This is a genomic window from Arthrobacter sp. D3-18 (assembly GCF_054408525.1).
Genome location: NZ_CP096440.1, coordinates 2,156,923 through 2,183,770, shown reverse-complemented (window position 1 = coordinate 2,183,770; position 26,848 = coordinate 2,156,923). Strand labels below are relative to the sequence as shown.

The window sequence follows — 26,848 nt, the reverse complement described above, 5'->3', positions numbered from 1 at the left end:
ACAGTTCAGAATTCACTTCTCCCCCAACTCATAAACGCGCACCGCGTTATCCCTTCCGACCATGTGAACTACTCGAATGGCGTCCTCCTCGGCCCAGTCTCCATCGCGAACCCAGGCTCCCAGGACTTTCCTCATTCCTTCGCGCCATAGTTTCGCCCCGAGGTAATGCAGTTCCGGAGGTCCCCATGCATCCGTGGAAAACAGGATCTTGGAAAACGGTGCCAGCTCGAAAGACTCTTTGATCAGTTCCAGAGACTGAACGCCTGTGTAGTTGGTCCCAAGCCCGACATCGAAGTAGACGTGAGGGAATACCTGCGCAAGGTAACCCGCGTGCCGATGGAACGGATAACAATGGAGGAGAAGAACGTCCACCTTCAAAGGCTCAATCAGCTTCAACCAGGGAACCAACAGCAGCGGGTCGCAGCGGTCCAGACGCAAGTCCGGGTCGCCGTATCCGGTGTGCATTTGAATGGGCAGGCCGCGGTCGACGCCCGACCAGAGAAAGAAGCGCAAAAGCACAGGATCAGAGACACGGAGCGAGTAACCGGCTGCTACCAGCCGGAGCCAGGAAGCAGCTGCCTTACCCACTTCTTCTTTAGACGGCCGTATTGGATCAAAGTCGAACCCATGACGGTAGGCGATGATGCTCTTGACTCCCACCGCGTTCTGCGTTGCCAGTGCCAGCCGGTCCGTATAGGCGTCTGCGAATTCGGCGGCTGATACGCCTTCCCAAGCCAGAGACTCCGCTATGGATTCGAGCCTGACAATTTCGCCCACTGGGGCTGAGCTGATACGTTCCATCCCCGAAAGGCCGTGGATTTGATCACCGCGGTATCCGGTTTCAATCAGGAAATGGCCTATTCCTGCAGACGTGAGCAGGCGTGAGGTTACTTCGGGCGTCCCGAGGTCCACACGCCGTTCAAAGTACGCGTCGGCACTCGCATGGGCAGGAAGGCCCAGCAACGGCGCACACCAACGACGAATGGCAAAGCCCAGCTGGGAATCGAATTGCGTCATCCATTCGGGAATGGGCCTGTCGGACTCCGTCAGCAGTTCTTCCAGAGAGGAGCGATCAACGTCATCCTTCAGCGCTCCGTGGACATGGTGGTCCACCAAAGGCATTTCCTCGATGGCGGACAGGAGCCTTTCGATGGGGTTAGTAGACATCGGATACCGCTTTGATTCGGGCAGCATCGTCGAGGGCAGCCACATGAGCGAGTTCATGCCGTTTGACTGCCAAGTAGGTTGCCAACAAATCCGGATGGAACCACGACGTCACGCTTTGGTCTTTTTCCAAGGCCAAAAGTGCGTCCTGAAGTGTCACTGGGAGCCGAGGCACGTCGTTCAATTCAGCCGGCCCTGCCGTCTCCGGGAAGACGTCAGGCTCTGGATACTCGTCACCGCCTACGATCCCGGACATACCCGCCCTCAGCAGGACACCAAGCGTGAGCCACGGGTTGGCGGTTGCATCGGCTGCCCTGTACTCAAGGTTGAATTGGTGCTCCGGCGCAGATCCACCTGCCGAACTGGTTGGACAGATCCGGAGAAGAGCCTCCCTGTTTCGTTCCGCCAGGAAGATGCCGCCTACACTCCATCGATCCGGAGCCAGGCGCATGAAGGAAACCGGGCTCGGCGCTGTCCACGCTGTCAGTGCTTCGGCGTGACGCAGGATTCCTGCACTGAATCTGGATCCAACCTTGGATAAGCGGCCCGGACGGGTGGTGTCGAACAGAACCGGATTACCGCCGTCGTCCACCAAACTGATGTGGACATGGACACCGGTACCTGTACCGTTTGGTTCCTGAAGCGGCGCGAAAGATGCTCTCAGGCCGCGTCGGAGTGCCAAATCGCGGACCAATTCGCGTAAGAGCACCGCCCTGTCTGCGGCAGTGAGCGGATCGCTTGGTTCCACCGTTATTTCAAACTGGTTCGCCCCGTATTCAGGCAACCAGTTCTCCGGTGCGAGACCACAATCCGTTAAGAGACGCAGCAAGTCTGGTCCGAACGGATCGGCGTCGAGGTGCCTTCGCAAGGAAAACGGAGCCGATTGTGGCAGGCCCTCCAAAACGAACTCGTGCTCAAAGGTGGCAATAACGCGCAGGCCCGTTCGCTCCCGAAAGTCGCTGATGGCCCGGCGCAGGAAGGTCCTGGGACAGCAGTCCCAGTCGGTTCCGTCAGCTTGTGTTTGGTCCGCCATCAAAACCCTGAGTCGAGCCGTGTCGGGTCCGTCGGCAATAGTGATTTCCGTGGCCTCGTCCGGCATCAAGCGCAAGTCGCCGGTTGAGCCGAAGGCGCTGCCCCGCGCAATGCTGCCGAAAGCCGAAATACCAAGGTTCGCCGGCACCCAACCCAGCCCGGAGCGAAGAACAGACCCGTAGGCTTCGCCAGGAGCACCCCGCCCCTTGACCTGCCCAGCGAGATCGCAGGTAGCAATAAATATGTCGGGGGTGTTCACGGGCGCCTCCGGCCAGTCGTTGGTGAGTTGATGCTGGATTCAGTACCCGAGACGCCGCAATAGTCCATTGCAGATAGGGCGTATGTCTTTACTGCGGTGATGATCTGGTGGATCGGCACGTACTCATTTTCCGCGTGCGCGGTTCGGCCAACCCCGGGACCGTAAACGAGCCCGTCGATGCCTTGGGCATCCATCCATGTGAGATCGCAAACACCGAGGAACCCCTCTTGTTTGGGTGGCGTGGCGAGGTCAAACCCGCCGACAGAATCACTGTGCGCTTTCATAACCGCGGGGATGAGTTCATGGCTGGCTGGCGCAGTATATGGCGGCCATAGGAGCTTCCAGTCAAATTCGGGACGGTGGGCGCTCAGCCAAGGATCGTTGGCGCAAGCTTGACGCACGGTTTTCTCGATCTCATCGATGACTTCGTCGTTGCTTCGCTCAGGATGGTGATAGACGCAGTATTCGACTGTGAGTGTGTCGGCAAGGAAGAACGGGACCAGGACGCCCTCCGGGTTTCCACGGATCACCCCTGGCAAGAGATTGAAGTAGCCCGGCTGGAACAGGGGGTGCCTGTCACGCAACGCCCACGAATCTTCCAATTGCCGGAGGGCGTGATAAATGATCCAGAACTTGTCGATGGTGTTGACGCCCAAGGCTTCGCCTTCGAGGGTGGGGTGGATGGTAAGACCCCGCAAACCGGAGTGCGCGGCTTTGCCGACGAGGGACAGCGAGAACCACAACAGGCCGGGCGTGGTGGGAACCAGATTCGGGGATGCGTCGGCGAAGTTCGACGGTTCGCAGACGATTGCCGCCTCGGCCCCGTATCCTGCCTGTAAGGCTGCCGTTGTGCCCGAAAGGTGGTCACCCACTTCTTCTCCGACGACCGCCTGCAGTACAAGATCTCCTTGGAGCCGGATACCTGCGGCGGCTAAAGCGATGGCGGCGTATGCTGCGGCGACTGTGCCGGCTTTATTATCCGTAGCTCCTCTGCCATGGACGGCCTCATCGGTGATCAGGCCAGAGAACGGCGCTTTGTCCCAAAGACCTTCCCGGTTTGGCGGCACCACATCCACGTGCCCGTTGAGCAGGAGCGAGCGGCCACCACCTGTACCGGCAATCCGCCCGCAAGCATTGTCCCGGCCCTTCTCAACTGCCACGAGTTCCGTCGAGGCCCCCGCTTCGCGATGAAGATCATTCATAAGCGCGCTGACCTCACCCTCGCCGCCCACAAGCTTCCCGTAGTCCTGCCCCGGATACTTAGGGTTTATGCTCGGGATCTTGACGGCGTCCGCGACAGACTGGACGATCCTGGGTGCCAAACGATCCACTGCGTCAAGGACTGCCCTACGCTGGTTCTCCTCAGTTGTAGCCATGGCATCAACGGACATGTGTGTTTTCCTCGACTTCCGAATGTTGGCTTGCGGGTAATTGGTTCGCTCTCTCGGCGGATTTGTTCCGGTTTCTTCGAAGAAGCCTCCGCGTTCTGTCCAGTGCGTCTTCGAGGAGGCCCGAGATGCCGCTCGGAAGGAAAATAAGAACCAGCAAGGTCCCGACGCCGATGATGATCGCACGCGCAGGACCCAGGTCCGTGAGTTGGCGGTCGATGATTGTGACTATCAGCGCCCCCAAGACCGGACCCCAGATATGACCGGTGCCGCCGAGGAAGATCATGCTCAAGCCAAGGGTGACGAATCCGAAGCTGAAGAGCGTGACGTCCGCAACGCGGAAGTAGGCAACATAGAGGGCTCCTGTAACGCCGGCAACGGCACCGCTGAGGATGAAGGCCAAAAGATGCTGCCTGATGCGGTTCATACCGCGGCTCACTGCGAGGCTTTCATTGTCACGCAGTGCAATAAGGCTCTTGCCGAACGGGCTGCGTAGGGACGCCCGAAGCAGAACGAGGAGCAGGACCACTGCCCCGCCGAGCAACCATAAGTAACCCAACCCCGAATACTTGGCGAAAGAAAAATCTCCTATGGTCAGTGCTGGCACGCCTGTCAGACCACTGGATCCGCCGGTGATCCCTGGAATGGCCAGAACCAGGTAGTAGCACAACTGCACGAAGACGAAGGTGATAAGTGCGATGTAGATGCCGCGCATGCGTATCACTGGGATGTAAGCCAGGGCACCCGCCAGCCCTCCCGCAGCCGTTGCCAGAAGGAGTCCGAACCACGGATTTACATCCCATGTAACCGTGGCAACGGCCATCGTGTAGCCTCCGACGCCGAAGAAGCCAATGTGGGCGAAGTTGAAGATACCGCCGATACCAAGCGTCAGGTTCCAGCTGGCGGCTAGCAGCGCGTAAATGAGCGCTGTCGCCGCCAGCAAGCGCGCAGAGCCGCTGATGACGACATACGGCAATAAGGCGGCGGCAAGCAAGAGTAACGGCCACGTAGCGAAGCGCTTGACGGTTCCAAGACTGTTCATCACGAACGTCCTTTCACTAGGCCTTGGGGGCGGACCAGCATGATGAGGACCAGGACGAGGAAGACGGCGACAGGGCTCCATTGCAGTCCGAGCCAGTACGTCGTGCCCGCTTCCAACAGGCCTATGGTGAAGGCGCCGACCAAAGTTCCCCACAAAGTGGCCGACCCGCCGAAGACCAGAACGACAAAGGCAGTCAGCAGGGGTTCAAAGCCTTTAGTGGGAGTAATAGTGGTGGTCGTTCCGTAGACGAAGGCAGCGGCACAGGCCAGAATCGATGCCACGGCAAAGACTCCGGCGTAGATGTGTGCTGGCCTGATTCCGACGAGCATCGCCATGTCCCTGTTTTGTTCCACTGCCCGGACGGCCATCCCCCACTCCGTCTTGCGGAGCAACGTAATCAGTCCTATGACCAGGACTAAGGCAAGGCCCAGCGCGATGAGCGTGGAGCTTGCGATTTTTACATCGCCCATGGCAAACGTTGAGGTGCTCACGGACTTTATCTGCTTGTTCTGCGGACCCCAGATCAGTTGTGCTGCACCCTCCACTGCGTTGGCAATTGCGAGGGTGGAAACCATGACCAAGAGTGTTCCGTTTGGCCTGCTAATGAATGGCCGGACCGCGACGAGGTCCAGGAGCATGCCCAGTAAAGCCAGCAAGGGAACCGCAACGGCGAAAGCGAGGAGAACCGGAAGCCCGACCTTCTCTGAGAACGTCCAAATGAAGTACGCACCCATCAGCAGGAGCGCACCGTGAGCGTAGTTGAAGACTCCCAACGTGGACCATATGAGCGACAGTCCGCTGGCCATCAAAGAGTAAAGCGACCCGAGCACGAGGGCTGAGACGAGGATGGAAAGGAGCGCGTCAGACATGCTTGTCTCCTTCAATGGTGTTGGTGGATGTTGACGCGTGGGAGCCGACGTACATGTCCATGACTTCCTCATGGCTGGGCTTGACGTCTGTGGTTCCGCTGGAGACGATCCGACCGAGCTCCACAAGATGCCAGCGGTCCGCGAGTTCGAAGAGGAACTCAATATCGCCATCGGCGACTATTAGCGAAAGACCCAATCGGCGGACTTCGTGGAGTGTCTCAAGGATCTCGTAACGGATCTTTGGAGCCAGCCCGAGAGTCGGTTCATCCAGTACCAGAAGCTTGGGCTTGGCCATCAGGCCCATTCCGATGGCCACCATTTGGCGTTCTCCTCCGGACAACGTGCCCACAAGTTGACCGCGACGTTGCCGGAGCTTCGGAAACAGTCCCTGGACCATTTCCAGAGTCTCTTCCCGCTGACCCCTCGCTGCCGGGATCCCGCCTGCTAATGCCAGGTTCTCCCTGACAGTGAGCCTCGGAAAGAGCTGATTTCCTTGGGGCACATGCATCATTCCCTGGTTGACTATCCTGTAGGCGGGCATCCCCGTGATATCGCTGCCATCGAAGACCACCTGACCTGACGAGGTCCTGCCCAGGCCTGAGATGGCGCGCAGGGCGGTCGTTTTTCCATGACCGTTGGGACCCAACAGGGCCAGTGCTTCACCCGGCAAGACCTCGATGGAAAATGACCGGACCACAGGCAGGCGGCCATATCCTGTCTGAAGGTCATCCACGCTGAGCAGTGGACTAACCGTCTGCTGATGCTGGTTCATGCTGCGGCCTTCCCCAGATATGCCTCCATCACCCGCGGATCCGAAAGAACAGCGTCGGGGGTTCCTTCGACAAGGACTTCACCGGATGACATGATGATCATCCTCTTGGCAAGATCGCGGATAAGACTGAGTACGTGCTCGATGATCAGCAATGTCAGGCCGCCCTTCTGAAGTTTCCTCAGTAGCAGGATGAGCTCAGCCTGATCCTCATCGTTGAGGCCACCGGCTGGTTCATCCAGCATCAGGAGCCGCGGCTGTGAGACAAGGGCGCCCGCTATCATCAGTTTCTTTTTTGCCAGCAGTGGTATATCCGCCGCCTTATCGTCCCTGTATCTGGTGATTCCTACGGTTTCCAAGGCAGTTTCCACGTCCTTGGTGCGCCCGCGCCCGCCGAGGTAGTGGTTGGCCACGGCGATGTTGTCCGAAACGCTCAACGACGGGAACAGCTGTTCTGCTTGGAAGGTTCGACGCATTCCCAAACGAGCGATTCTGTGCGCAGGGAGCTTGTCGATCCGGATTCCGTCGAAGAGAATCCCTCCGTCTGTGGGGCCGAACGGGACCCCGGAGATCAAATTGAAGAGAGTACTCTTTCCGGCACCGTTAGGACCGGCAATCCCCAGGATCTCCCCCGCGTCAACGTTCAGCGTGACGTTGTCCACGGCCACGAATCCACCGAAGCGGCGACTGACCTGCCGTACTTCCAGAAGGTGACCGTTGGAAGTGCCGTGGGCAGATGACTCGGCGATTCTCATTTCATCCACTCAGGTCTGTGGAACGTGCCGTCGGCGAACTCTTGGGGAGCGATGTTCAGGCGTTGGCCGGCTTGAATTTGGTAATACGTCATCGGGATGCCGTCCTTGCCAGCGACGGCCAGATGCGTTTTGGGATCAAAATGGACACGACCCAGCGTGGTTTGCTTATCCAGCTTGCCCAACGCAGCGCCGACTTCCTCGCGCTTGTCAGGATCACCGACTTCCTTGACGGCGTCGGCCCATAAATGGACCTGTTCGTAGAGGCCGTAGCTATACAGGCTAGGTTCGTTCTCGTATGCCTCACTGAGCTGCCGGGTGAGGTCCTTGGTTTCCGGCAATGCCGGCAACGGAGCGAACGGAAGGTTGTAAAGCACGCCATCAGCGTTCTTGCCTGCAAGCTCAGTGAACTCCGGCACGCTTGGAGCGTACTGCGAAAACACCAATGACTGAGTAGGATTCTGACGGAATTGGGTGAGGAACTTTGACGCATTTGCAGTCAGGTAATCGAGGTTGATGATCACGGCCGGATCGACCTGCCGGATTTTGGTTATCTGGGTGGTCCAGTCGTCCACTTCCCCAAAAGGAACAGTGTCGGGCCCGGTAACTTCCCACCCCTTCGCCCTGAAGTTCTTGTCCAACCCGGAAGCTATGCCATTGGAGTACGCATTGTCGCTGGAGATGATGTAAACGCGGCGGCTAGTGAGCGGGAACGTGCCATCGGCGTTCCATGCATCCAATTGTTCAGGGATGCCGGTGCTGTAGCCCTCATAAGAAGGGGCAAGCGACCAAACTCCAGGATACTTTTCGGGATCCTTGGAAATGATGTCCTGCGTCTGGGCACTGTTGCCGCTCAGCAGGTACGGAATTCCCGCTTCTGCCAGTTGATCAATTTCAAAGTTGGTGGTGCTGGCGTAGCCGGTGAGCACTGCAGCAACATCGGGGTCTGAGGTCAGTTGCGTCACAGCGGCCGAGACCGCATCCGATTTCTGGTCCCGTACGTCAAGGGCTTTGAGTTCAATCTTCCTGCCATCGATGCCGCCCTTGTCATTGATTTCGTCGACTGCAAGTCGAGCGCCCTGTTCCATGAGCTTGCCGTCGGCAGCTGCCACACCCGTGAGCGGGGCCAAAAGACCGAGCGTGATGGCCTCTCCGGATCTCCCGGAGTCACCGCCTTCGCCGGTGGGGACGGTACAACTCACCATCGAGATGGCCATGAGGGTGGCTACGGAAAGAAGAAGTGGAGAACGTAATCGGGGCTTGGTTGAGGTGGACATAGCGCTCCGTAGGAGATGGGGATTTTGGTCCGGGTTTGGAAGTTATATCTGAAGACATTTGGTGGATGGTGACGACGATGGGGTAAGTCGTCTATCCGACGGGCGATAAAGCACCGACAAGACCGAACAGGTCCTTGGGATCGTCCGGATTGGCAACGAGGTCTATATCTTCAAAGAACTCGGAACCGTCCACGGCGTCCCGCACGTATCGCAGGGCTGAGAAGTCTTCCACAGCAAATCCAACGGAATCGAAGATGGTGATTTGATCGTCTGATGTACGCCCGGGGGCCGCGCCGAGGAGGACCTTCCAGAATTCTGTGACGGCGAAGTCGGCGGGCATCTGCTGAATTTCACCTTCACTGCGCGTCTGGCTCTCATACTCAACAAAGACGTCACCGATCTCCAGGATCGACGGGTCCAGTTCCGTCTTTCCGGGACAATCTCCGCCGATCGCGTTGAGATGGATTCCAGGAGCAATGTGCTGAATGCTAAGGATCGTTGCTTGGGTTTTGTCTGCCGTGCACGTTGTAATGATGTCGGCGCCCTGAACTGCTTCCAGAGCAGATGAAGCGACATCTATTTCGAATCCAAGGGGAACCATGTTGCGGATGAACTTGTTCACAGCCGCGGCATCGGTGTCCCAAACCTGAAGCTTCGCTACGCCCAGTGCCGTCCTCATTGCCAGTGCTTGGAATTCTGCCTGACTGCCCGTTCCAATCAGGGCCATGACGCGGGAATCGGGTCGAGCCAAGGCCTTGGCGACCATGGCGGATGTGGCTGCCGTGCGTAGCGCCGTGAGGATCGTCATTTCCGCCAGGAACGTCGGGTAGCCGTTGTGGACATCTGCCAAGACGCCGAAAGCCGTGACGGTTTGGTAGCCACGGGCTGGATTGGAGGGGTGCCCGTTCACATATTTGAAGCCGTAGGTCTCGTGATCACTCGTGGGCATGAGTTCGATAACGCCGTAGGGCGTATGGCTGGCGACGCGCGGCGTCTTATCAAACCGCGCCCAGCGTCGGAAGTCCTCTTCCATGTAGTGAATCAGGTCATTGATGATCGTTTCGGGGCCTTGGGATCTGACCCAGCGGATCATGTTGCCTACATCAACAAAGCGCGTCATCTGCGCTCCCTTCTGGTTTGTGCCGTTCACGTCTTTGGGCCGGCTGAATCAATCATGCGTTACAAACCATTCAAAGTCACTACTTTTCTAGAATTTGTTATGTTTCTTTCAAGATTCCTTACCTGACAGCGCGGTACGCAGCGAGGTGGTTGGTCGCTGTCGGAGCAAAATTCACCTTGGCGGGGGGTCTTTCCGCACACGGATTGTTCCTTCCCTCGTCTTATCCACATAGAGCACCTCGTCCCCGCTGTGACAGCAGCGGAAGCCATAGGCTCGTTCTATGCCACGCCGGAACCGGGATGCCTCCCCAGATGCCGCAGCGCAGGCAGTCCGGCAGCGATTTGCGTCCCGCCTGGGTACGGACACTCAGACCATTCCTCTGTTGCAGTTGCCCGTCGAACCAGATCCGACGCCTGAAGATTCGGATCTGCAATCCGGGATGCGTTATGTGCGGACCCGCTGGCGAACCCCCTGGCGGGTGGCTGCCCTCCTTGCCGTTGTAGGAGTTGGCATTATTGCCTGGCACTTGTGGCAATCGGCCGTGGGGCAACCAACAACAGAACCCCTCGCTTCTTCCTTGTCTGCGGGGCCCGGCTTGCCTGATACTTCAAAATCCCCTCAGTCGGAGGACACGGAAGGGAGCGTGCTCGTGCACGTGGCCGGTGCGGTACAGAAACCTGGTGTTGTTTCCTTGCCGGTGGGCAGCCGGATTTTCCAAGCGATTGAGGCTGCGGGCGGAGTTGTTTCCAACGCGGAACTCAATGGCCTCAACCTTGCAGAGGTGGTGAGCGACGGGGCCAAGATTCAGGTCCCGGTGGTCGGGGAGGTGCCGCAGCCTGCCCCACTTGCTGGAAGCTCCGGCGCTGCTGGCGGTACCGGAGGTGACGTGGCAGGGGCCAAGGTCAACATCAACACTGCGTCCCTGGAAGAACTGGGAACGCTTCCCAGAGTTGGGCCGGTGACTGCTCAAGGAATTATTGATTGGCGGAAAGAACACGGACCTTTTGCCTCCGTCGACGAACTTGACGCCGTTGACGGGATAGGACCCAAGCTCATGGAATCACTCAAGGACCTGGTGACGGTCCAAGGTGGCTAATTCGGCTGAGGTGACAAGGATCAGTGCAGTTTCACCGCGATCGAAGCGCATGGATCTGAGACTGGTTCCCGCTGTGCTGGTGACGTGGTCCGTTGCCCTTGCCGGGGCTTTTATCGATGCAGCGTGGTCCGCAGCAGTAGCGGGGGTTTTGGCCTCGGCTGCGGCTCTGCTGTTGGTTCGGGCGCGGCGTCATCGGCCATCCCTGCACCATGCCAGAACGATCCCCGCCACCATTGCCCTTGCCTGCATTCTTGGGGCTGCAGTAGCCGTTCATTGTGCTGTCATGGCCAACACCCGGGAAGAGGGGCCTCTGGCTGAGGCAGTGGCAGAGGGTGGCGGTGTGCTTATCCAAGTGCTCATCACAGGGGCTCCTACTGAGGTCCGCGTGCCGGGCCAATCAAGTGGAAACAGGTGGTCAGTAGCTGCAACCTTGGTTGAGGTCACCTCCAAGGGTTCCGTCATTCGAGGTTCCGCAGATTTGATGGTTATGGGTGGCAACGGCTGGGAAAGCGTGCGGCCCGGGCAGCGTGTCAGAACTTCGGGAACGCTGAAGGCTGTGCGGGAGGGACAAACGCAGGCAGCTCTGTTGTCGTCGTCCTCCGCGCCCGTTCTCGTCGCGTCGACTCTTGATCTGCGACAATCCTCCACCGACGTACGGAGGCACTTCATCGCAGCTTCGAATTGGTTGCCGCCCGACCCGGCCGGGCTGATGCCGGGCATGGTCACAGGCGACACCAGCGCTCTTCCGGAAAGTCTGGAGGCGGATATGAAGACAACCGGAATGACACACCTGACCGCGGTCAGCGGTGCCAATTGCAGCTTGGTACTGGGAGGCTTCATTCTGTTAGCGCGATGCCTGAGGTTGACACGCCCCGCAGCCGGGGTTTTTGCTGCATGCGGTCTGGTGGCTTTTGTTGTGATGGTTGGTCCGGATCCGAGTGTGCTCCGGGCTGCAGTGATGGGGACTGTGGGGCTGGCGGCCTTGATCGGGGGCCTGCGAGGTCGATCCTTGACGTTCCTCTGCCTGGCCACCATTGTTCTCCTGCTGCTTGATCCGAGTATGGCGGCGAATGTCGGGTTCATGCTGTCCGTGCTGGCGACGTTGGGTATTGTCCTGCTGGCCACTCGCGTTGCATCATGGATGCCTGTATGGGTGCCACGATGGTTGGCCGCGGGGGTTGCCGTTCCGTTGTCTGCGCAGCTGTTGTGCGGCCCGGTGATAGCGGCTCTTCAACCGCAGTTCACTCCTTATGCGCTCATCGCTAACGTGGTGGCCGGCATTTTGGTGGCGCCCGTGACGATCTTCGGGACTCTTGCCGTTCCCCTATCGGTGGGTTTGCCATGGTTGGCAGCAGTTCCCATAGCCATCGCCGGCACCTGCGCGGGAGTGGTAGCCGGTGTGGCAAGGTTCTTCGCGCATTTGCCCGGGGCAGCCCTTCCATGGGCCGAAGGACCGGCCGGGCTTGTGTCCATGGCGGCTTTCTCGATGATGACCTTATTGGTTGTCTGGGCAGTGCTCCACTTTACGCAAGCTATGGCAGGGATCGCCGGGCTGCATGATGCCGTGGTGAGGCTCCTTGATCGCTGGCTGGGGAAACGCGCGGGCAGGCACGGATCATCCAAGAAAACATAACGTGGGTCCCATGTGCCACGGGCGGTCAACCATCAATCCGTTGGGGTACTGCTCTCCCCAACGATGACTGCAAGAACACCCAATCCTGCATGTGCTGCCAACACAGCCGGAAGAGCACTGATTTGGGGTGCCGGACAGTCGGGGCATTTTTCGTTCAGGCGGGCTGCCAGGGCTTCGGCCTCCAGCTGATTGCCAAAGTGGTGTACAGCCAAGCGTTGCTGGCCCGGCGGTCGGGAGGCTACGTCCGCGGCGACGATCTCCTCCAGGCGGGCCACGGCTCGCACAGCGGAACGGACCTTTTCCAGCGGCACGATCCTGCCGCCGTCGACCGCCAGGATGGGCTTGATGGCCAAGACAGTACCGAACAGCGACGCTGCCGCCCCGATGCGCCCGCCTCGCCTCAATTGTTCGAGGCTGGGCACGTAGAAGTAGACCTTGGTGCGCTCCATGCGCTTCTCAGCAAAGCCGCGTACTTCTGCCGCTCCTTGACCATCGGCTGCTGCCACCACTGCACTCTGGACACCCATGCCTTGCGCCATCCCCACAGTGCGCGAGTCCACGACTTCAACCGGTATGGTGACGCGTGCTGCAGCCAACCTTGCGGCATCAGCGGTTCCTGAGAGCTCGGAAGAAATGTGGATGGACACCACAGCCTCGAAACCGTGGCGCTGCGCAGCGAGGTACGCCTGTTCAAACTGACCCGGCGACGGCCGTGAAGTTTTCACCGAGGCGCCTGAGGCGAGAGCCAAAGACAGGGTTTGCGTGATATCGTCTTCGCCTTCGCCGTAAATTTCGCTTCCCACCATGACTGGCATCGGAACAACGGCGAGTCGGCCGTCTACGGTGAAAGCAGACACCCAGTCCGGCGGCAGGGCGGCGGCGGAATCGGTGACAACCGCAGTTTTGACGACGGCGGCCAGCGGCACGTCAGCGACAGGAACCGGCGCCGTGGGCTGCCGGAGGCGCGCCACTCTTTCCTTGAGCCATATCCATGCGGGTGGTTCTCGCTCAGGCACGCAACCTCCAAAGATGATGGCTGGCCGCCGGCAGAATGCCGGCGGCCGCACTATCCCTGCTAGGCAGGAACGATGTTCACCAGTTTAGGTGCCCGTACGATGACGGTGCGGATGCCGCGGCCGTCCAAGGCACGCTGGACATTTTCCGATGCCAAGGCGAGCTCACGCAGCGCGTCCTCGGTGATGTCAGGCGAAACCTCGAGACGGTCCCGAACCTTGCCCTGTACCTGGACCACGGCGGTGACGGTGTCCTGCACCAGCAATGCATCGTCATGCTTCGGCCAGCCTGCATTCGCAACGGAAGCAGGGTGGCCGAGCGTGTTCCAAAGGTCTTCGGCCGTGTAGGGCGCAAAGAGGCTCAGGATCACGGCAACGGCTTCCACCGCTTCACGAACGGCCGGATCTGCGGCGCCTGCACCCGAGTCGATGGTCTTACGGGTGGCGTTGACCAACTCCATGAGGCGCGCAACCACGACGTTGAACTTGTTGTTGTCCAGCAGTTCAGCGGCGTCGGCGATGGTCTTATGTGTCACAGTGCGCAGGGCACGGTCACCAGTAGCCGGATCAGCGCCCGGTACGCCGCTGACGTCCTGGCCCAGGCGCCAGGCGCGAGCCAGGAACTTGGCCGAACCCGACGGCGAAACGTCCGCCCAGTCGACGTCGTCCTCAGGTGGGGAGGCGAAGACCATGGTGAGGCGAACGGCGTCGACACCGAACTTGTCCAATTGCTCGCCCAAATCCACGCCATTCCCGAGCGACTTGCTCATGGCCTTGCCGCCGTTGAGCACTTGGCCCTGGTTAAGCAGCGCGGAGAACGGCTCGTTGGCGTCGATCAGGCCAATGTCCTTGATGACCTTGGTGAAGAAACGGGCGTACAGCAGGTGCAGGATGGCGTGTTCAACGCCGCCCACGTACTGGCCGACGGGCATCCAGTTGTTGATCTTTTCGGGATCGAACGGGCCTTCGGTGTAATCCGGCGATACGAACCGCAGGAAGTACCAGGACGAGTCCACGAACGTATCCATGGTGTCAGTATCACGCTGCGCTGCACGGCCACAGTTGGGGCATTCAACGTTGACCCACTCGACGGCGGCGGCCAGCGGGGAGGTCCCCTTCGGCGACAACGCCTCACCGCGCAGGTTGTCGGGCAACCTGACCGGCAGCTGATCATCTGGAACGGGCACTTCGCCACACTCGCCACAGTGGATGATGGGGATGGGCGTGCCCCAGAAGCGCTGGCGGCTCAGCAGCCAGTCACGCAAACGGAAGTTGACGAATTTTTCGCCTGTTCCCAGCTTCTCGAGAATGTCAATTGCCGCAGGAATGCCTTCGGATTTGGACAGGCCGTCCAACTCACCCGAGTTCTTGAGCGTGCCTTCACCTGCAGTGGCAACGCCAGTCTCCGCGGGATCTTCGTCACCGGTATCCAATACTGCACGGACGGGCAGTCCAAAGGTCTTGGCGAAGTCGAGGTCGCGCTGGTCATGCGCCGGCACGGCCATGATGGCACCCGTACCGTAATCGGCCAGGACGTAGTCCGCGGCCCACACCGGGAGCTTTTCCCCGTTGAGCGGGTTGATGGCGTAGCGTCCTGTGAAGACGCCGGTCTTCTCGCGTTCGGTGGACTGGCGCTCGATCTCCGAGAGCGCCTTGACCTTTTCGCGGTAGGCCATGAGTTCGTCGTGCTGTTCCGGGGTCACCAAATCCAGTGCCAGGTGAGCGTCCGCTGCAACGACGAAGAACGTTGCACCGTAGAGGGTGTCAGGCCGGGTGGTGAACACGGTGACTTCGCGCTCGGCACGGTCATCCGTGGCTTCGATGACAAAACGCACGTGGGCGCCTTCAGAGCGGCCAATCCAGTTGCGTTGCATGGCCAGAACGCGCTCGGGCCAGTGACCCTGCAGTTGGTTCATGTCCTCAAGAAGACGATCGGCGTAGTCCGTGATCTTGAAGTACCACTGGTTCAGGGACTTCTTGGTAACAGGCGTGCCGCAACGTTCACAAGCGCCATTGACGACCTGTTCGTTGGCCAGCACGGTGAGGTCCTTGGGGCACCAGTTGACGGGCGAGTCCTTGCGGTACGCCAGGCCGCGCTCGTAGAAGCGCTTGAACAGCCACTGAGTCCACCGATAGTACTCCGGGTCGGAGGTGTGGAGGCGGCGGGACCAGTCGGCGGAGATCGCGTAGCGCTTGAAGGACGCCGCCTGGGTGTCAATGTTGGCGTATGTCCACTCACTGGGGTGGGCGTTGCGCTTGATTGCAGCGTTTTCAGCAGGAAGTCCGAAGGAGTCCCAGCCGATGGGGTGCAGGACGTCGAAGCCCTTCTGGCGAAGGTAACGTGCCACGACGTCACCCATCGCGAAGGCTTCGGCGTGGCCCATGTGGAGGTCGCCGGAGGGGTACGGGAACATGTCCAGCACGTAGCGGCGTTCCCGCGAACCGTCGTCGGCAGGCGTGAAGACTTTGAGGTCCTCCCAGACCTGCGGCCACTTGGCTTCCATCGCAGCGAAGCTGTAGACGCCTTCTTCGGGCGCTTCGGCTGCGGCTGTTTGTGCTGTTCCGGTCTCTGTCTCCGGCTGAACGCTCACTGCTGCCCTCTTCTGTTCTTCGATGGCGGTTTTGACTCCTGCTATGGCACCGGAAAGTCCCGGACACACAAAAGCCCCTCAACAATGGAGGGGCGGCCGCACGGCTATTGAAAGCCGAGCGGCTAGCTAAGCAGAAGGATCGCACGCATAGATCTACAATAGCGCACGATCAAACGCTCCAGTCGCAACGAACGGCTTATGGAGCTGACGATTGAGTTGATGGCAGCCGCGCCTCGCCCGGGTGTGGTGGGCACCGCGAAGCGGGCGGGGCAGGCGCGGCTGCCATCAACGTCAGGTCAGACTACTTAACGTCTTCGTCGACCCAATCCATGGATTTGGTTACGGCCTTCTTCCAGAGCCGCAGCTGACGCTCCTGCTCCTCTGCCGGAAGCTGCGGCTCCCAGCGCTTGTCTTCGTTCCAGTTTGCGCTGAGCTCGCCGAGGTCTTTCCAGAAGCCGACGGCGAGGCCGGCCGCGTAGGCAGCACCGAGGGCCGTGGTTTCCACCACCTTCGGACGGACTACAGGTACGCCCAGGATGTCAGCCTGGAACTGCATGAGTGCCTCGTTGGCCACCATGCCGCCGTCGACCTTCAATTCGGTGAGCGGAACTCCCGAGTCGGCGTTGACGGCGTCGAGTACTTCACGCGTCTGGAATGCAGTTGCTTCCAGTGCTGCGCGGGCAATGTGGCCTTTGTTGGCGAAGCGGGTGAGTCCGACGATGGCGCCGCGTGCGTCTGCACGCCAATACGGTGCGAACAGCCCGGAGAAGGCCGGCACGATGTAGACGCCGCCATTGTCCTTAACACCGGCGGCCAGATCCTCTACCTCAGGTGCGGAGCTGATCATGCCCAGGTTGTCGCGGAGCCACTGAATCAGGGACCCGGTGACGGCGATGGAGCCTTCGAGGGCGTAGTGCGGCTTGGCGTCGCCCAGTTTGTACCCAAGGGTGGTGAGCAGGCCGTTCTTGGAGTGAACAATCTCTTCGCCAGTGTTGAAGATCAGGAAGCAGCCCGTGCCGTACGTGTTTTTGGCTTCCCCAGGCTGGAAAGCGGCCTGTCCGAAGGTTGCTGCCTGCTGGTCTCCGAGGATGCCGGCTACCGGCGTTTCGCGGAGCAACTGGGAGGTGTGGACGTGGCCGTATACCTCGGAGGAGGACTTGATGGCAGGCATCATGGAGGCCGGGACACCGAAGACGTCCAGGATCTCCTGGTCCCACTGCAGCGTTTCGAGGTCCATGAACAGCGTCCTGGAAGCGTTGGTGACGTCGGTGACGTGCACGCCACCGTCAACACCGCCGGTCAGGTTCCAGAGAACCCAGGCATCGGTGTTGCCGAACAGGAGGTCGCCGGCTTCAGCACGTTCGCGCGCACCATCCACGTTGTCCAGGATCCATTTGATCTTGGTTCCCGAGAAGTACGTGGCCAAAGGCAGGCCGACCTTCTGTTTGAAGCGCTCCACTCCTCCGTCCTGGGCCAGTTCATCCACGATGGGCTGGGTTCGGGTGTCCTGCCAGACGATGGCGTTGTAAACGGCCTCGCCGGTGGTCTTGTCCCAGACCACAGCGGTTTCGCGCTGGTTGGTGATGCCGACGGCGGCGATGTCGTGGCGTGTCAGGTTCGCCTTGGACAGTGCGGAGGCGATGACTTCCCGGGTGTTGTTCCAGATTTCGGCGGGGTTGTGCTCCACCCAACCAGCCTGCGGGAAGATCTGCTCGTGCTCCATCTGGCCAGTGGACACGATGTTGCCCGTGTGGTCGAAAACGATGGCGCGTGAGCTCGTGGTGCCTTGGTCGATGGCGATGACGTATTGATTCATGGTGACGTCCTTGTCTTTGTTGTTAGGTACTCAAGTGGTTTATCTACAACGTGCGGAGAGGTGATGCGAGGTCGCGCAGAACTAGCCGGCGATTGCCGGCATGATGTCCGGTACCCAGATGGCTACGAGGCCTGCCAGCGCGCCGCCAACCAACGGTCCGACGACGGGGATCCAGGAGTAGGCCCAGTCGCTGGTGCCCTTGCCCTTGATGGGGAGGAGAGCGTGGGCGATGCGGGGACCGAGGTCACGGGCAGGGTTGATGGCGTAACCGGTAGGGCCACCGAGGGAGACGCCGATACCAACAACGAGCAGTGCCACGGCCAGCGGACCGAGGCCCGAGGGGGTGCCGCCAAAGGTCAGGATGACGAAGACCAGGACGAACGTGCCGATGATTTCCGTGATGAGGTTCCACGGTGTAGAGCGGATGGCCGGCCCGGTGGAGAAGGTGCCCAGCTTGTTCGCTGCAAGAGGCTCTTCATCGAAGTGCTGCTTGTAGGCGAGCCAGCAAACAACAGCACCCAGGAAAGCGCCGAGCAGTTCAGCACCGAAGTACGTCAACGTGGAGGCGAAATCCACGGGAACGCCGGGGGCGTATTCTGCTTTGCCGTTGACCAGCAGGCCCAAGGTGACGGCCGGGTTAAGGTGCGCACCGGACTTTGCGGCCACGAAAACGCCCGCGAAGACCGCAATACCCCAGCCCCACGTCACCATCAAGAATCCACCGTTGTTGCCCTTGGTGCCTTTGAGCGCAACGTTTGCCACAACGCCACAACCCAGCAGGGTCAGCATCATGGTTCCGAATACTTCGGAAAGGAAAACAATTCCAAGAGACATCTTTGACTCCTCATTTTCTGTTGTCAGCCTCCTCGCGGGTGAAGAGGCTGTTGGGACGGTTCCGTTGTCTCCGGAACCGTCCCGGTGTGGTGGTCCCCTGGCGGGCCCACCTACCCCATTCCGCCCCTGCCGCACATTGGGACGGTCAAGCTGTTTCCGCTGCTTGGTGTCAGGCTACGAGACTGTGCACGTCAACCTTGTGGAACCGTTGCAGTACTTCTTGGGCGTGGCGGATTTCTGCTTCGCGGGCAGTAGCATCCCAACCGAGCGGCTCGGCCAACGCTGCTGCTATCTCATTGAGCAACTCCCCGGTAACGAGGCCGCGGAACGCGAGCGACGTCCTGCGGATGAGGACGTCCACCAGGTGCCCGATCTGCTCGTGCTCGGCCATGAATGCCAGCTCCCGGACGCTCAGTTCACGAGTGGAGCGCAACGGCGCGTCGTGTCCGGCGTTCAGGTAATCGATGACTGCATCTGCACGCGTTCCGTACCGGGTCAGCAGCACGGCCACGCGGTCTGCATCCAGGCCAGGCCCCATGTGCTTCTTGATCCATTCCTGCTCGCCTTGTTCAGTGGCAGGGAAGCCTGCGCCGCCGCCGATGGCGAGTTTCGCCGTCGAGACTTTGCGTTCCATGCCCAACTCGCGGAGGACATCATTGGTCATGTGCTCAGCCAGGGCGCGGAATGTGGTCCACTTGCCACCCACCAAGCTGAGGACGACGGCGGCCTTACCGCCTGGGGTTGCGACGGAGTCGCTGCCAGTGCGGACGCTGCGTTCAATGCGATAGTCGCGTGAGACGAATCCCGGCTGCTTTTCGTCGTGGCGGGGCAACGGACGGACGCCGGCAAAACTGTAGACGATCTGTTCGCGCTGCACCTTGATAGTGGGGAACACGTGGCCTACGAGGTCGAAGAAGTAGTCGATTTCTTCTTCCGTGCACACGGCGTCTTCGGACATGTCAGCGTCCACGTCCGTGGTGCCCACCAGTACCCGGTCCCCCATGGGGTAGATCAGTACGATGCGGCCATCCGTGTGTTCGAAGAAGATTTCGCGGCCGTTGCACGCTGCGAGCAGTTCGGGGTGGTCCAGGACGATGTGCGATCCCTTAGTGCCGCCCATGAACTTGCTCACGGCGCCCATGGCCTGGTTGGTGAGGTCCACCCACGCGCCCGTGGTGTTCACGATGACGTCGGCTTGGAAGTCGAATTCCTTGCCGGTCAGTTCGTCACGGAGCCGGACTCCATCCGATCCCATGGATACGAGCGAGACGTAGTTGCTGGCGCGGGCACTGCCTCCCGGGAGTCCCCCGCCGCGGCCGGCTTTCTCGCCATCCTGCAAGACGTCGAGGGTCAGACGCTCCGGGTTGTGAACCGAAGCGTCAAAGTACGTAGCCGCGTACTTGATACCGGAGTGGAGTTTGGGAAGCTCGGCCAGGGCCTTGGTCCGGCCACGGAACTGGTGGCGGGGTACGCTGCCGCCATCGCGGGAGAAGAAGTCGTACATGCTCAGGCCAACCTTAATCAGGAAAGCGCCGCGTTCCTTGGGCTTGCCTTGCTTGTGGGTGAGGAAGCGCATGGGTGCTGACATGATGCCGGAAAAAGTACTGAAGATCGGGATGGTGGTCTGCAGTGGCTTCACGTAGTGCGGCGCGATCCGCAGGAGCCTGTTGCGTTCCACCACGGATTCCTGGACCAGGCGGAATTCGCCGTTTTCGAGGTAGCGGATGCCGCCATGGATCATGTGGGAGGAGGCGCCACTGGCGCCTTGGCAGTAGTCACCGCGTTCAACAAGTGCGACGTCGACACCTTGGAGGGCGAGATCGCGGAACGTTCCGACACCATTGATGCCACCGCCGACGATGAGTACCTTGGCCGAAGGCCGCTCCTGCAGTGCGACGACGGAGTCGCGCTGTGTGTGCTGTGAGGTACCGGAAATCCTGTTGTGTCCCAAAACTGCTCCCTTGGGCTTGGTTCGTGCGCCGCGCCACTCGCTGCTGCACCGTTCACCACTAATCTGGCGAAGGTGGAAAATGGAGTCAAGCTATTTGCACAAACGTGCAGTAAGGAAATGAGATGGGACGATCACGTCACTCGGATGCGCTTCGGGCTGCACAGATGTACTACCTGCAGGACCTGACCATGGATGCGATTGCCCGGGAGCTGAGGACATCCAGGTCCACGGTGTCCAGGCTGTTGTCTTCGGCGAGGGAAACAGGGCTGGTTCAGGTCCAGATTCGAAGCCCTTTCGATACCGGCCCTGAGCTGGAAAGCCAGATCCGGAACCAATACGGCGTGGATGTTCACGTGGTTCCAGTACTGGACACGCTCAACGAAGCAGAGACCCTGGACCGCGTAGCCATGCAGGCTGCACGGACAATCGGACCTTTGGTGGACTCGAATGCCATCATCGGAGTGGCCTGGGGTGCGACGCTCAGCGCGGTCAGCAGGCACCTCACGCGTAAGGTGACCCACGACAGCATCGTGGTCCAGCTCAACGGTGCCGGCAACATGCAAACCACCGGCATTACTTATGCCAGTGACATCATGCGCCGCTTCGGCAGTGCCTACGGTGCCCGCGTGGAACAGTTCCCTGTTCCGGCGTTTTTTGATCATGCCTCCACGAAGACCGCCATGTGGAATGAGCGAAGCGTTCAACGCATCCTGGACCTGCAAGCACGGATGAGCATCGCTATTTTCGGCGTCGGATCCGTGGATTCGGACTACCCGAGCCATGTCTATGCCGGTGGTTACCTTGATGAACACGACCTCACAATGTTGGCCGCCGACGATGTGGTGGGCGACGTAGCCACGGTCTTCTTCCGGAGTGATGGTTCCTCTGACGGCATCACCTTGAATGAAAGGTCAACCGGTCCCAGCCATGAACAATTGCGGCAAGTCAGGCGACGGATCTGCGTGGTCTCCGGGGCGTCCAAGATCAATGGCCTCCAAGGAGCCCTGGCAGCCGGGCTGGCGACGGACCTCATTCTGGACGAAGCCTCAGCCCGACGCCTGGTGAGTTTCAATGGCCATTCCTGAAGCAATCGTGCAAGGAATGGGTAGAGTCGTTGCTATGAGATCCCCATCCAAGCTGACATCGAACAGGCTGGCACTAAACAACGGCGTACAGATGGATCGCATGGGATACGGACTCTATAAAGTTCCCGCCAAAGACGCAGAAGCCTTGGTTGCCACCGCTTTGGGTGAGGGCTACCGCCGGTTTGATACTGCCGCGATGTACGGCAACGAAGTCGGGGTGGGCCGCGCTCTCGGCGGTGCCATCGGTGACGCCGCGGAAGCCAACAGAGGTACCGGTGGCTCCGGCGAGTCGGTACACACGCTGGCACGCGAAGACCTCTTCGTTACCACCAAGGTCTGGAACGATGATCAGGGCTACGATGCGACATTACGGGCCTTCGACACGTCCATGGCGAACCTTGGACTTGATTACGTGGACCTCTACCTCATCCATTGGCCGTGTGCAGGCCGGGGATTGTTCGTGGAAAGCTACAAAGCCATGGAAACCCTCTACAGGGAGGGCAAAATCCGGGCCATAGGTGTTTCCAATTTCCAGCCCGGACACCTGGAGGAGCTCATGCAAAAGGCAGAGGTTGTTCCGGCAGTGAACCAGATAGAACTGCACCCCTGGTTGCAGCAGACCAAATTGCGGACACTGCATGAGCAACTGGGAATCCGTACCGAGGCGTGGAGCCCCCTCGGCCGCGGGCAGGTCCTGGCGGACCCTGCAATCGCCTCGCTATCAGAAAAGTACGTCAGGACTCCAGCTCAGGTTATTCTGCGGTGGCATCTTCAGCTGGGCAACCTGGTCATTCCCAAGGCAAGCTCAGCGGGACGAATCAAGGAAAACATCGCTGTCTTCGACTTCGAATTGGACGCAGCGGATATGGACGGCATAGCCGCCCTGGAACGCCACCACCGGACCGGGTCCCACCCGGACAATGTGAACTAGGAATAGACGAATGGACAACGTGGACACCGCGCACTCCCCGCAGGGTGCGCAGGCCCCCAGCGAATTCTTCAGCGAATCCTTGCCGGGGCGGACCCATGCCTCGGACGTTGAGGTAGATGGCAGCAAGGTAGCGTACTGGACCTATGAACCGGTCACCCGCACTCCCATGACTCGCACCATCCTGGTGATCCATGGCTTCCGGGGTGACCACCACGGGTTATTGCGCGTAGCCGACCAACTTCCCGAGATGCGGATCATCATGCCGGACTTGCCGGCCTTCGGAAGCTCGGAGCCCTTCGTCCAGGATGAACACAGCGTTCAGCGCTATGGAAAGTTCATCTCCGGTTTTATGGCCGCGCTCGACTTAAATGACGAGACTGTGCTGCTGGGCCACTCCTTCGGCTCAATTGTCGCCAGCCACTTCGCCGCCGCGAATCCCGGAGCCATCTACCCCTTGATCCTGATCAACCCCATTGCTGCGCCCGCGTTGGAGGGCCCCAAAGGCATCATGACCAAGCTCGCGGTGCTGTACTACCAGACGTCTGCCAAGCTTCCCCGCCAGCTTGGACTAGCGGTCCTTCGGAATCGCGTGATCGTTCGCATCATGAGCATCACCATGGCCAAAACCAAGGACAAAGCCCTGCGCCGTTTCATCCACGGCCAGCATGATTCCTATTTCAGTGCCTTCGCTGACAGAAAAAGCCTGCTCGAATCGTTCAAGGCCTCCGTTTCGGGCAACGTGGCCGAAGTCGCCGGGAAACTAACACTTCCCGTGCTGCTGATCGCCGGCGAAAAAGATGAGATCGCCACTCTTCCCAACCAACACAAACTCATGAAGCGACTACCTGACGCCAAACTGGAAGTGATTGCCGACGTCGGGCATCTCATCCACTATGAGACGCCGGTTCCGGCCGCTGAAGCAATCCGTACCTTCCTGGAGGAACATCCCGCGTGAAAATTGTCATCGACGCCCGCTTTACCCGAACGGACCATCACGATGGCATTAGCCGCTACGGTTCCAGCCTCATAGCCGCAACATCCAAAATCGCCGATGTCACCATGCTCATCAGCGACAAGCGCCAACTGGCACTTCTGCCGGACGTCCCGTTCGTGATGATCAACAGCCCACTGTCTCCCCTGGAATTGTTTGTTGCCCGCAAGGTCAACCCCCTTGGTGCTGACGTGGTGGTGTGTCCCATGCAAACCATGGGCACCTTGGGCCGCCGCTATGGACTGGTGCTTACCCTTCACGACCTCATTTACTATGAGCACCCGACTCCCCCGGGCTTCCTGCCAGCCCCTGTGCGCCTTCTATGGCGGCTTTACCACAAGGCGTTCTGGCCGCAGCGTGTCCTCCTTAACCGCGCAGACATCGTGGCTACCATCAGCCGCACGACTGAAGCCCTTATGGCCAAGTACAAACTCACCAAGCGTCCAGTGCGCATTGTGGGCAACGCACCCCAACCCGGCCAAACGCCCCGCGATCCTGAAGCCGGTGCAGACAAGTCCCTCCTCTACATGGGTTCGTTCATGCCCTACAAGAACGTGGAAACCATGATCCGGGGCATGTCCGGACTACACGATTACACGTTGCATTTGCTCAGCCGGATTAGCCCTGAGCGCAAAGCTGAGTTGGAGGCGTTGGTCCCCGACGGAGCCAAAGTCCTGTTCCACAACGGTGTCACTGACGCCGAGTACGACGCCCTCCTCATGAAAGCAACGGCGCTCATCAGCCTGTCACGCGCCGAGGGATACGGCTTGCCGCTGGTGGAGGCCATGGCCTTGGGTACCCCTGTTATCGCAAGCGATATTCCGATTTTCCGTGAGGTGGGCGGCGACGCCGTCAGTTACGTACACCCCGAATCGCCCACAGAATTCGCGGGCGCTGTCACAGCCCTTGCCGACGACGCACTCTGGCAGCAACGCTCCCGCAAATCAGTAGAACGCGCTGCAGAATTCAACTGGGACGAGTCTGCACGGCAGCTCTTGGCTGCGGCGGAAGAAGTCGTGGCCCGGCGCCAACCAAAGGCGTAGCCGCGGGCTCCAGGCAGGATTAGAGGACGTCAAACCAGGCTTAGAGGACGTCAACCCCATCCAGGCGCAGCTGCACCGGGCCCGACGTTCGTTTGGCGGCGCTTGCCACCTTCACGGCCCGCATGGCACGCGTGGTCTCCGCGGCCTCAGCGTAGGGAATGAAGTAGAGCGTCCTTACCTCTGCATCGGTCTCAGCAGCTGACGACTGGGCACCGCCGAACAGCTGCACGGGCGCAGGTCCGGCTTTGCGAAGTTTCGCAGCCGATGCCAGCTCGGCGTTCGCTTCCAGCGCGTCACTGAAATGCACGACGTCGGCCCTTGCGCCGGTCACGGAAGCCACCCTGACCGCTGGGGGCAGCTGGAGTTCCTTCCGAAGGGCCAGTTCGCGTGATGCGTAGCCGGAAGCGTCCCACCTCAATAGTGCCCCGGTCGCAGCGGTATCGTCCGCGGTAATCACCACGAGGCCACCTTGGCCTGCCGGCTTCACGAGGGAGGCGGCATTGAACCACCGGCGAACAGTGTCCTCCCCTGCACGCAGGTTCTCCCGCCGGAGCAGCGAGTTGCCGTCCAGCAGCAGGGCAGCCGCATAACCGTTTGCCGCAACCGGTTCGGCACCCACCGTAGCGACAACCAGCGCGGGAGCATCCGGGACTGTTGCCTTGATGTGTTCGCCGGAGGACGTCACCACGGCCTTGCCGGGGAAGGCCCGCCCCAGCTCCTCTGCAGTCCGCATGACTCCAGCCGCTCCACGGCGCAGCTTTGTCCCACTGCAGTGGGTGCAACGCCATTGAGGAGCCGGGGTGGAGCACCACCGGCATGCCGGCATGGCGGAACTGCTGGACACGGCCAGGGGGCCCTGGCAGGCGTTGCAGCGTGCCAGTTCCCGGCACGTCTCGCACACCAAGGACGGGGCGTACCCGGCCCTGGCCACCTGAACCAGGACAGGCCCGCGTTCCAGGCCCTCCTTGGCCGCCCGCCACGCCGCACCGGGCAAACGGGCAATGCGGGCCAGCGGATCACGTTCTTGCTCGAAACTGTCAGCCGTGTTCAGAACTCTGGGCACTGTGGCGCGGACAATGGTGCGCGGCGCTTCAATGGGCACCGCCCACTGCATCTCAACGAGGCGTTGAAGTTCGGTGCTGCGGCTATGGGACGCCATAAGGCAGGCGGCATTCTCCTGCTCGGCCCGAAGCAGAAGGACCTCCCTGCTGTGTGCATAGGGAGCCCTCTGCTCGATGTGAAGGTCGTCGCCGTCGTCCCAGCACACCACCAGCCCAAGGTCGCGCACAGGAGCATATGCCGCCGAGCGGGTGCCGATAGCAACTCCTGCGGCACCGCTCAGAAGCCGCAGGAAATTCCTGTAACGGGGGGTTTGTCCGTCATCTGCCGTTAGACGCGCAACGTCGGACGTCGGCAGGACCTTGGCCAGCGCGGTCTCCAACTGCTCAAGATCCCGATAATCCGGTACCACCACCACTGCGCCGCGCCCGGAAGCCCGCACAGTAGCCACAGCAGACGCCACGAGGGCCGGCCAACCATCAGGTCCGAAACCCTGAAGAGCAGTGAGGACGGCTTTGGGCGAACCCCCGCTGGCCAGGTGCTGCAGGTAAGCCGCCCCGTTCGTATAGGCCCCCCAGGCATGGGCATCCGTGGCCGGCTTCAGGTCCACTATGTCGGCATCAAAATCGCCAGCCAACAGTTCCTTCTCCACCTTCGCTACCCGTGGGGGGATAGCCGTTCTGAGGACATCGCTCAACGTCCCGGCGTAACGGGCAGCGACAGTCCCGGCAAGCTCCATAGTGACAGGAGTCAGGACCGCTACGGGGGAAACGAGTTTATGGAGCGGAATCAGCGGGTGGGCCGCGTCGGAATCCGCGCGGCGCTGAGCAATGTACCCATTCAGTTCCTGGCCGTTGAACTTCACCTTCACGCGGACACCGGGGACCGCAGTTTCGGCGAGCTCGGCGGGAACACTGTAGTCAAAGGGCCTGTCGAGGTGCGGCACGGATGACTCCAGCACCACACGTGCCACCGGATTCTCCGACGCCAGGGGCGGTCCGTTGACCGGTACCCTATCCGGAAATCCTTGAAGCAGCGAAGGTTGAAGCAAGGACGGTTGGGCCTCGTGTCCTGTCATGCTCGTCACCTCCCAGTCATTGCACAAGCTCATTCCAAGGGAACGCTTCTACACA

At 60.3% G+C, this 26,848-nt stretch carries 21 protein-coding genes; 6 read left to right on the top strand and 15 right to left on the bottom strand.

Annotation, left to right across the window (positions count from 1 at the left end; translation table 11 throughout):
• Positions 1 to 12 precede the first annotated feature (12 nt).
• The 9 genes from M1D89_RS12285 to ocd all read right to left on the bottom strand — a co-directional run bounded on the left by M1D89_RS12285 (position 13) and on the right by ocd (position 9,672).
• The gene (locus M1D89_RS12285) at positions 13 to 1,167 is read right to left on the bottom strand and encodes an amidohydrolase family protein (protein ID WP_498650787.1); all 1,155 of its coding nucleotides are present in this window, start codon (positions 1,165 to 1,167) and stop codon (positions 13 to 15) included.
• Entirely contained in the window at positions 1,157 to 2,455 is a 1,299-nt protein-coding gene (locus M1D89_RS12280; protein ID WP_498650786.1) for a type I glutamate--ammonia ligase, read from the bottom strand. The genes M1D89_RS12285 and M1D89_RS12280 overlap by 11 nt, the downstream gene beginning before the upstream one ends.
• Positions 2,452 to 3,846 (bottom strand): M20 family metallopeptidase, encoded by a 1,395-nt coding sequence (locus M1D89_RS12275; RefSeq protein ID WP_498650785.1) that lies wholly within the window; start codon positions 3,844 to 3,846, stop codon positions 2,452 to 2,454. Before M1D89_RS12275 ends, M1D89_RS12280 begins: the two co-directional genes overlap by 4 nt.
• Complete coding sequence (locus M1D89_RS12270; protein ID WP_498650784.1) at positions 3,836 to 4,885, bottom strand: branched-chain amino acid ABC transporter permease; 1,050 nt, start codon at positions 4,883 to 4,885, stop codon at positions 3,836 to 3,838. Before M1D89_RS12270 ends, M1D89_RS12275 begins: the two co-directional genes overlap by 11 nt.
• Positions 4,885 to 5,754 carry a branched-chain amino acid ABC transporter permease gene (locus M1D89_RS12265; RefSeq protein ID WP_498650783.1) on the bottom strand — a complete coding sequence of 290 codons (870 nt, stop codon included), beginning with the start codon at positions 5,752 to 5,754 and terminating at the stop codon, positions 4,885 to 4,887. The genes M1D89_RS12270 and M1D89_RS12265 overlap by 1 nt, the downstream gene beginning before the upstream one ends.
• Positions 5,747 to 6,526, bottom strand: a complete 780-nt coding sequence (locus M1D89_RS12260; RefSeq protein ID WP_498650782.1) for an ABC transporter ATP-binding protein — start codon at positions 6,524 to 6,526, stop codon at positions 5,747 to 5,749. The genes M1D89_RS12265 and M1D89_RS12260 overlap by 8 nt, the downstream gene beginning before the upstream one ends.
• On the bottom strand, positions 6,523 to 7,278 hold the full coding sequence (locus tag M1D89_RS12255) for an ABC transporter ATP-binding protein (RefSeq protein ID WP_498650948.1): 756 nt from the start codon (positions 7,276 to 7,278) through the stop codon (positions 6,523 to 6,525). The genes M1D89_RS12260 and M1D89_RS12255 overlap by 4 nt, the downstream gene beginning before the upstream one ends.
• Positions 7,275 to 8,552 carry an ABC transporter substrate-binding protein gene (locus M1D89_RS12250; RefSeq protein WP_498650781.1) on the bottom strand — a complete coding sequence of 426 codons (1,278 nt, stop codon included), beginning with the start codon at positions 8,550 to 8,552 and terminating at the stop codon, positions 7,275 to 7,277. Before M1D89_RS12250 ends, M1D89_RS12255 begins: the two co-directional genes overlap by 4 nt.
• A 91-nt stretch (positions 8,553 to 8,643) precedes the next feature.
• Positions 8,644 to 9,672 carry an ornithine cyclodeaminase gene (ocd, locus tag M1D89_RS12245; RefSeq protein ID WP_498650780.1) on the bottom strand — a complete coding sequence of 343 codons (1,029 nt, stop codon included), beginning with the start codon at positions 9,670 to 9,672 and terminating at the stop codon, positions 8,644 to 8,646.
• 280 nt (positions 9,673 to 9,952) lie between these two features.
• Between ocd and M1D89_RS12240 the strand changes: the two genes are divergently transcribed.
• Positions 9,953 to 10,768 carry a helix-hairpin-helix domain-containing protein gene (locus M1D89_RS12240; RefSeq protein WP_498650779.1) on the top strand — a complete coding sequence of 272 codons (816 nt, stop codon included), beginning with the start codon at positions 9,953 to 9,955 and terminating at the stop codon, positions 10,766 to 10,768.
• 49 nt (positions 10,769 to 10,817) lie between these two features.
• Positions 10,818 to 12,401 (top strand): ComEC/Rec2 family competence protein, encoded by a 1,584-nt coding sequence (locus M1D89_RS12235; RefSeq protein ID WP_498650778.1) that lies wholly within the window; start codon positions 10,818 to 10,820, stop codon positions 12,399 to 12,401.
• 32 nt (positions 12,402 to 12,433) lie between these two features.
• Here the strand turns inward: M1D89_RS12235 and M1D89_RS12230 are convergent, their stop codons facing one another.
• From M1D89_RS12230 to M1D89_RS12210, 5 genes are all read right to left on the bottom strand, one after another.
• Positions 12,434 to 13,417, bottom strand: a complete 984-nt coding sequence (locus tag M1D89_RS12230; RefSeq protein WP_498650777.1) for a DegV family protein — start codon at positions 13,415 to 13,417, stop codon at positions 12,434 to 12,436.
• Between the two features lie 59 nt (positions 13,418 to 13,476).
• Positions 13,477 to 16,005: a leucine--tRNA ligase gene (leuS, locus tag M1D89_RS12225; protein WP_498650776.1), complete on the bottom strand. Its 2,529-nt coding sequence runs from the start codon at positions 16,003 to 16,005 to the stop codon at positions 13,477 to 13,479.
• A gap of 301 nt (positions 16,006 to 16,306) precedes the next feature.
• Entirely contained in the window at positions 16,307 to 17,821 is a 1,515-nt protein-coding gene (gene glpK, locus M1D89_RS12220; protein WP_498650775.1) for a glycerol kinase GlpK, read from the bottom strand.
• A gap of 81 nt (positions 17,822 to 17,902) precedes the next feature.
• Positions 17,903 to 18,655, bottom strand: coding sequence for an MIP/aquaporin family protein (locus tag M1D89_RS12215; protein ID WP_498650774.1), 753 nt, complete (start codon positions 18,653 to 18,655; stop codon positions 17,903 to 17,905).
• Between the two features lie 169 nt (positions 18,656 to 18,824).
• Positions 18,825 to 20,606 (bottom strand): glycerol-3-phosphate dehydrogenase/oxidase, encoded by a 1,782-nt coding sequence (locus M1D89_RS12210; RefSeq protein WP_498650773.1) that lies wholly within the window; start codon positions 20,604 to 20,606, stop codon positions 18,825 to 18,827.
• A gap of 122 nt (positions 20,607 to 20,728) precedes the next feature.
• On the opposite strand from M1D89_RS12210, the gene M1D89_RS12205 reads away from it, so the two are divergent.
• From M1D89_RS12205 to M1D89_RS12190, 4 genes are read left to right on the top strand one after another with little or no spacing between them, the layout of a single operon-like run.
• On the top strand, positions 20,729 to 21,691 hold the full coding sequence (locus tag M1D89_RS12205; protein ID WP_178992641.1) for a sugar-binding transcriptional regulator: 963 nt from the start codon (positions 20,729 to 20,731) through the stop codon (positions 21,689 to 21,691).
• Positions 21,692 to 21,725: 34 nt separating this feature from the next.
• Complete coding sequence (locus M1D89_RS12200) at positions 21,726 to 22,622, top strand: aldo/keto reductase (RefSeq protein WP_498650772.1); 897 nt, start codon at positions 21,726 to 21,728, stop codon at positions 22,620 to 22,622.
• A gap of 10 nt (positions 22,623 to 22,632) precedes the next feature.
• The gene (locus M1D89_RS12195; protein ID WP_498650771.1) at positions 22,633 to 23,577 is read left to right on the top strand and encodes an alpha/beta fold hydrolase; all 945 of its coding nucleotides are present in this window, start codon (positions 22,633 to 22,635) and stop codon (positions 23,575 to 23,577) included.
• Positions 23,574 to 24,656 (top strand): glycosyltransferase family 4 protein, encoded by a 1,083-nt coding sequence (locus M1D89_RS12190; protein WP_498650770.1) that lies wholly within the window; start codon positions 23,574 to 23,576, stop codon positions 24,654 to 24,656. Before M1D89_RS12195 ends, M1D89_RS12190 begins: the two co-directional genes overlap by 4 nt.
• A 40-nt stretch (positions 24,657 to 24,696) precedes the next feature.
• Here the strand turns inward: M1D89_RS12190 and M1D89_RS12185 are convergent, their stop codons facing one another.
• Positions 24,697 to 26,793, bottom strand: a complete 2,097-nt coding sequence (locus M1D89_RS12185; RefSeq protein ID WP_498650769.1) for a primosomal protein N' — start codon at positions 26,791 to 26,793, stop codon at positions 24,697 to 24,699.
• Positions 26,794 to 26,848: the final 55 nt, after the last annotated feature.

What these genes read in the sequence shown, in the direction of transcription:
- M1D89_RS12255 (WP_498650948.1), bottom strand. Translation starts at nt 7,278, where the DNA reads ATGAGAATCGCCGAGTCATCTGCCCACGGCACTTCCAACGGTCACCTT.
- M1D89_RS12240 (WP_498650779.1), top strand. Translation starts at nt 9,953, where the DNA reads ATGCCACGCCGGAACCGGGATGCCTCCCCAGATGCCGCAGCGCAGGCA.
- M1D89_RS12265 (WP_498650783.1), bottom strand. Translation starts at nt 5,754, where the DNA reads ATGTCTGACGCGCTCCTTTCCATCCTCGTCTCAGCCCTCGTGCTCGGG.
- M1D89_RS12285 (WP_498650787.1), bottom strand. Translation starts at nt 1,167, where the DNA reads ATGTCTACTAACCCCATCGAAAGGCTCCTGTCCGCCATCGAGGAAATG.
- M1D89_RS12215 (WP_498650774.1), bottom strand. Translation starts at nt 18,655, where the DNA reads ATGTCTCTTGGAATTGTTTTCCTTTCCGAAGTATTCGGAACCATGATG.
- M1D89_RS12260 (WP_498650782.1), bottom strand. Translation starts at nt 6,526, where the DNA reads ATGAACCAGCATCAGCAGACGGTTAGTCCACTGCTCAGCGTGGATGAC.
- M1D89_RS12275 (WP_498650785.1), bottom strand. Translation starts at nt 3,846, where the DNA reads ATGTCCGTTGATGCCATGGCTACAACTGAGGAGAACCAGCGTAGGGCA.
- M1D89_RS12185 (WP_498650769.1), bottom strand. Translation starts at nt 26,793, where the DNA reads ATGACAGGACACGAGGCCCAACCGTCCTTGCTTCAACCTTCGCTGCTT.
- M1D89_RS12205 (WP_178992641.1), top strand. Translation starts at nt 20,729, where the DNA reads ATGGGACGATCACGTCACTCGGATGCGCTTCGGGCTGCACAGATGTAC.
- ocd (WP_498650780.1), bottom strand. Translation starts at nt 9,672, where the DNA reads ATGACGCGCTTTGTTGATGTAGGCAACATGATCCGCTGGGTCAGATCC.
- M1D89_RS12250 (WP_498650781.1), bottom strand. Translation starts at nt 8,552, where the DNA reads ATGTCCACCTCAACCAAGCCCCGATTACGTTCTCCACTTCTTCTTTCC.
- glpK (WP_498650775.1), bottom strand. Translation starts at nt 17,821, where the DNA reads ATGAATCAATACGTCATCGCCATCGACCAAGGCACCACGAGCTCACGC.
- M1D89_RS12195 (WP_498650771.1), top strand. Translation starts at nt 22,633, where the DNA reads ATGGACAACGTGGACACCGCGCACTCCCCGCAGGGTGCGCAGGCCCCC.
- M1D89_RS12270 (WP_498650784.1), bottom strand. Translation starts at nt 4,885, where the DNA reads ATGAACAGTCTTGGAACCGTCAAGCGCTTCGCTACGTGGCCGTTACTC.
- M1D89_RS12200 (WP_498650772.1), top strand. Translation starts at nt 21,726, where the DNA reads ATGAGATCCCCATCCAAGCTGACATCGAACAGGCTGGCACTAAACAAC.
- M1D89_RS12235 (WP_498650778.1), top strand. Translation starts at nt 10,818, where the DNA reads ATGGATCTGAGACTGGTTCCCGCTGTGCTGGTGACGTGGTCCGTTGCC.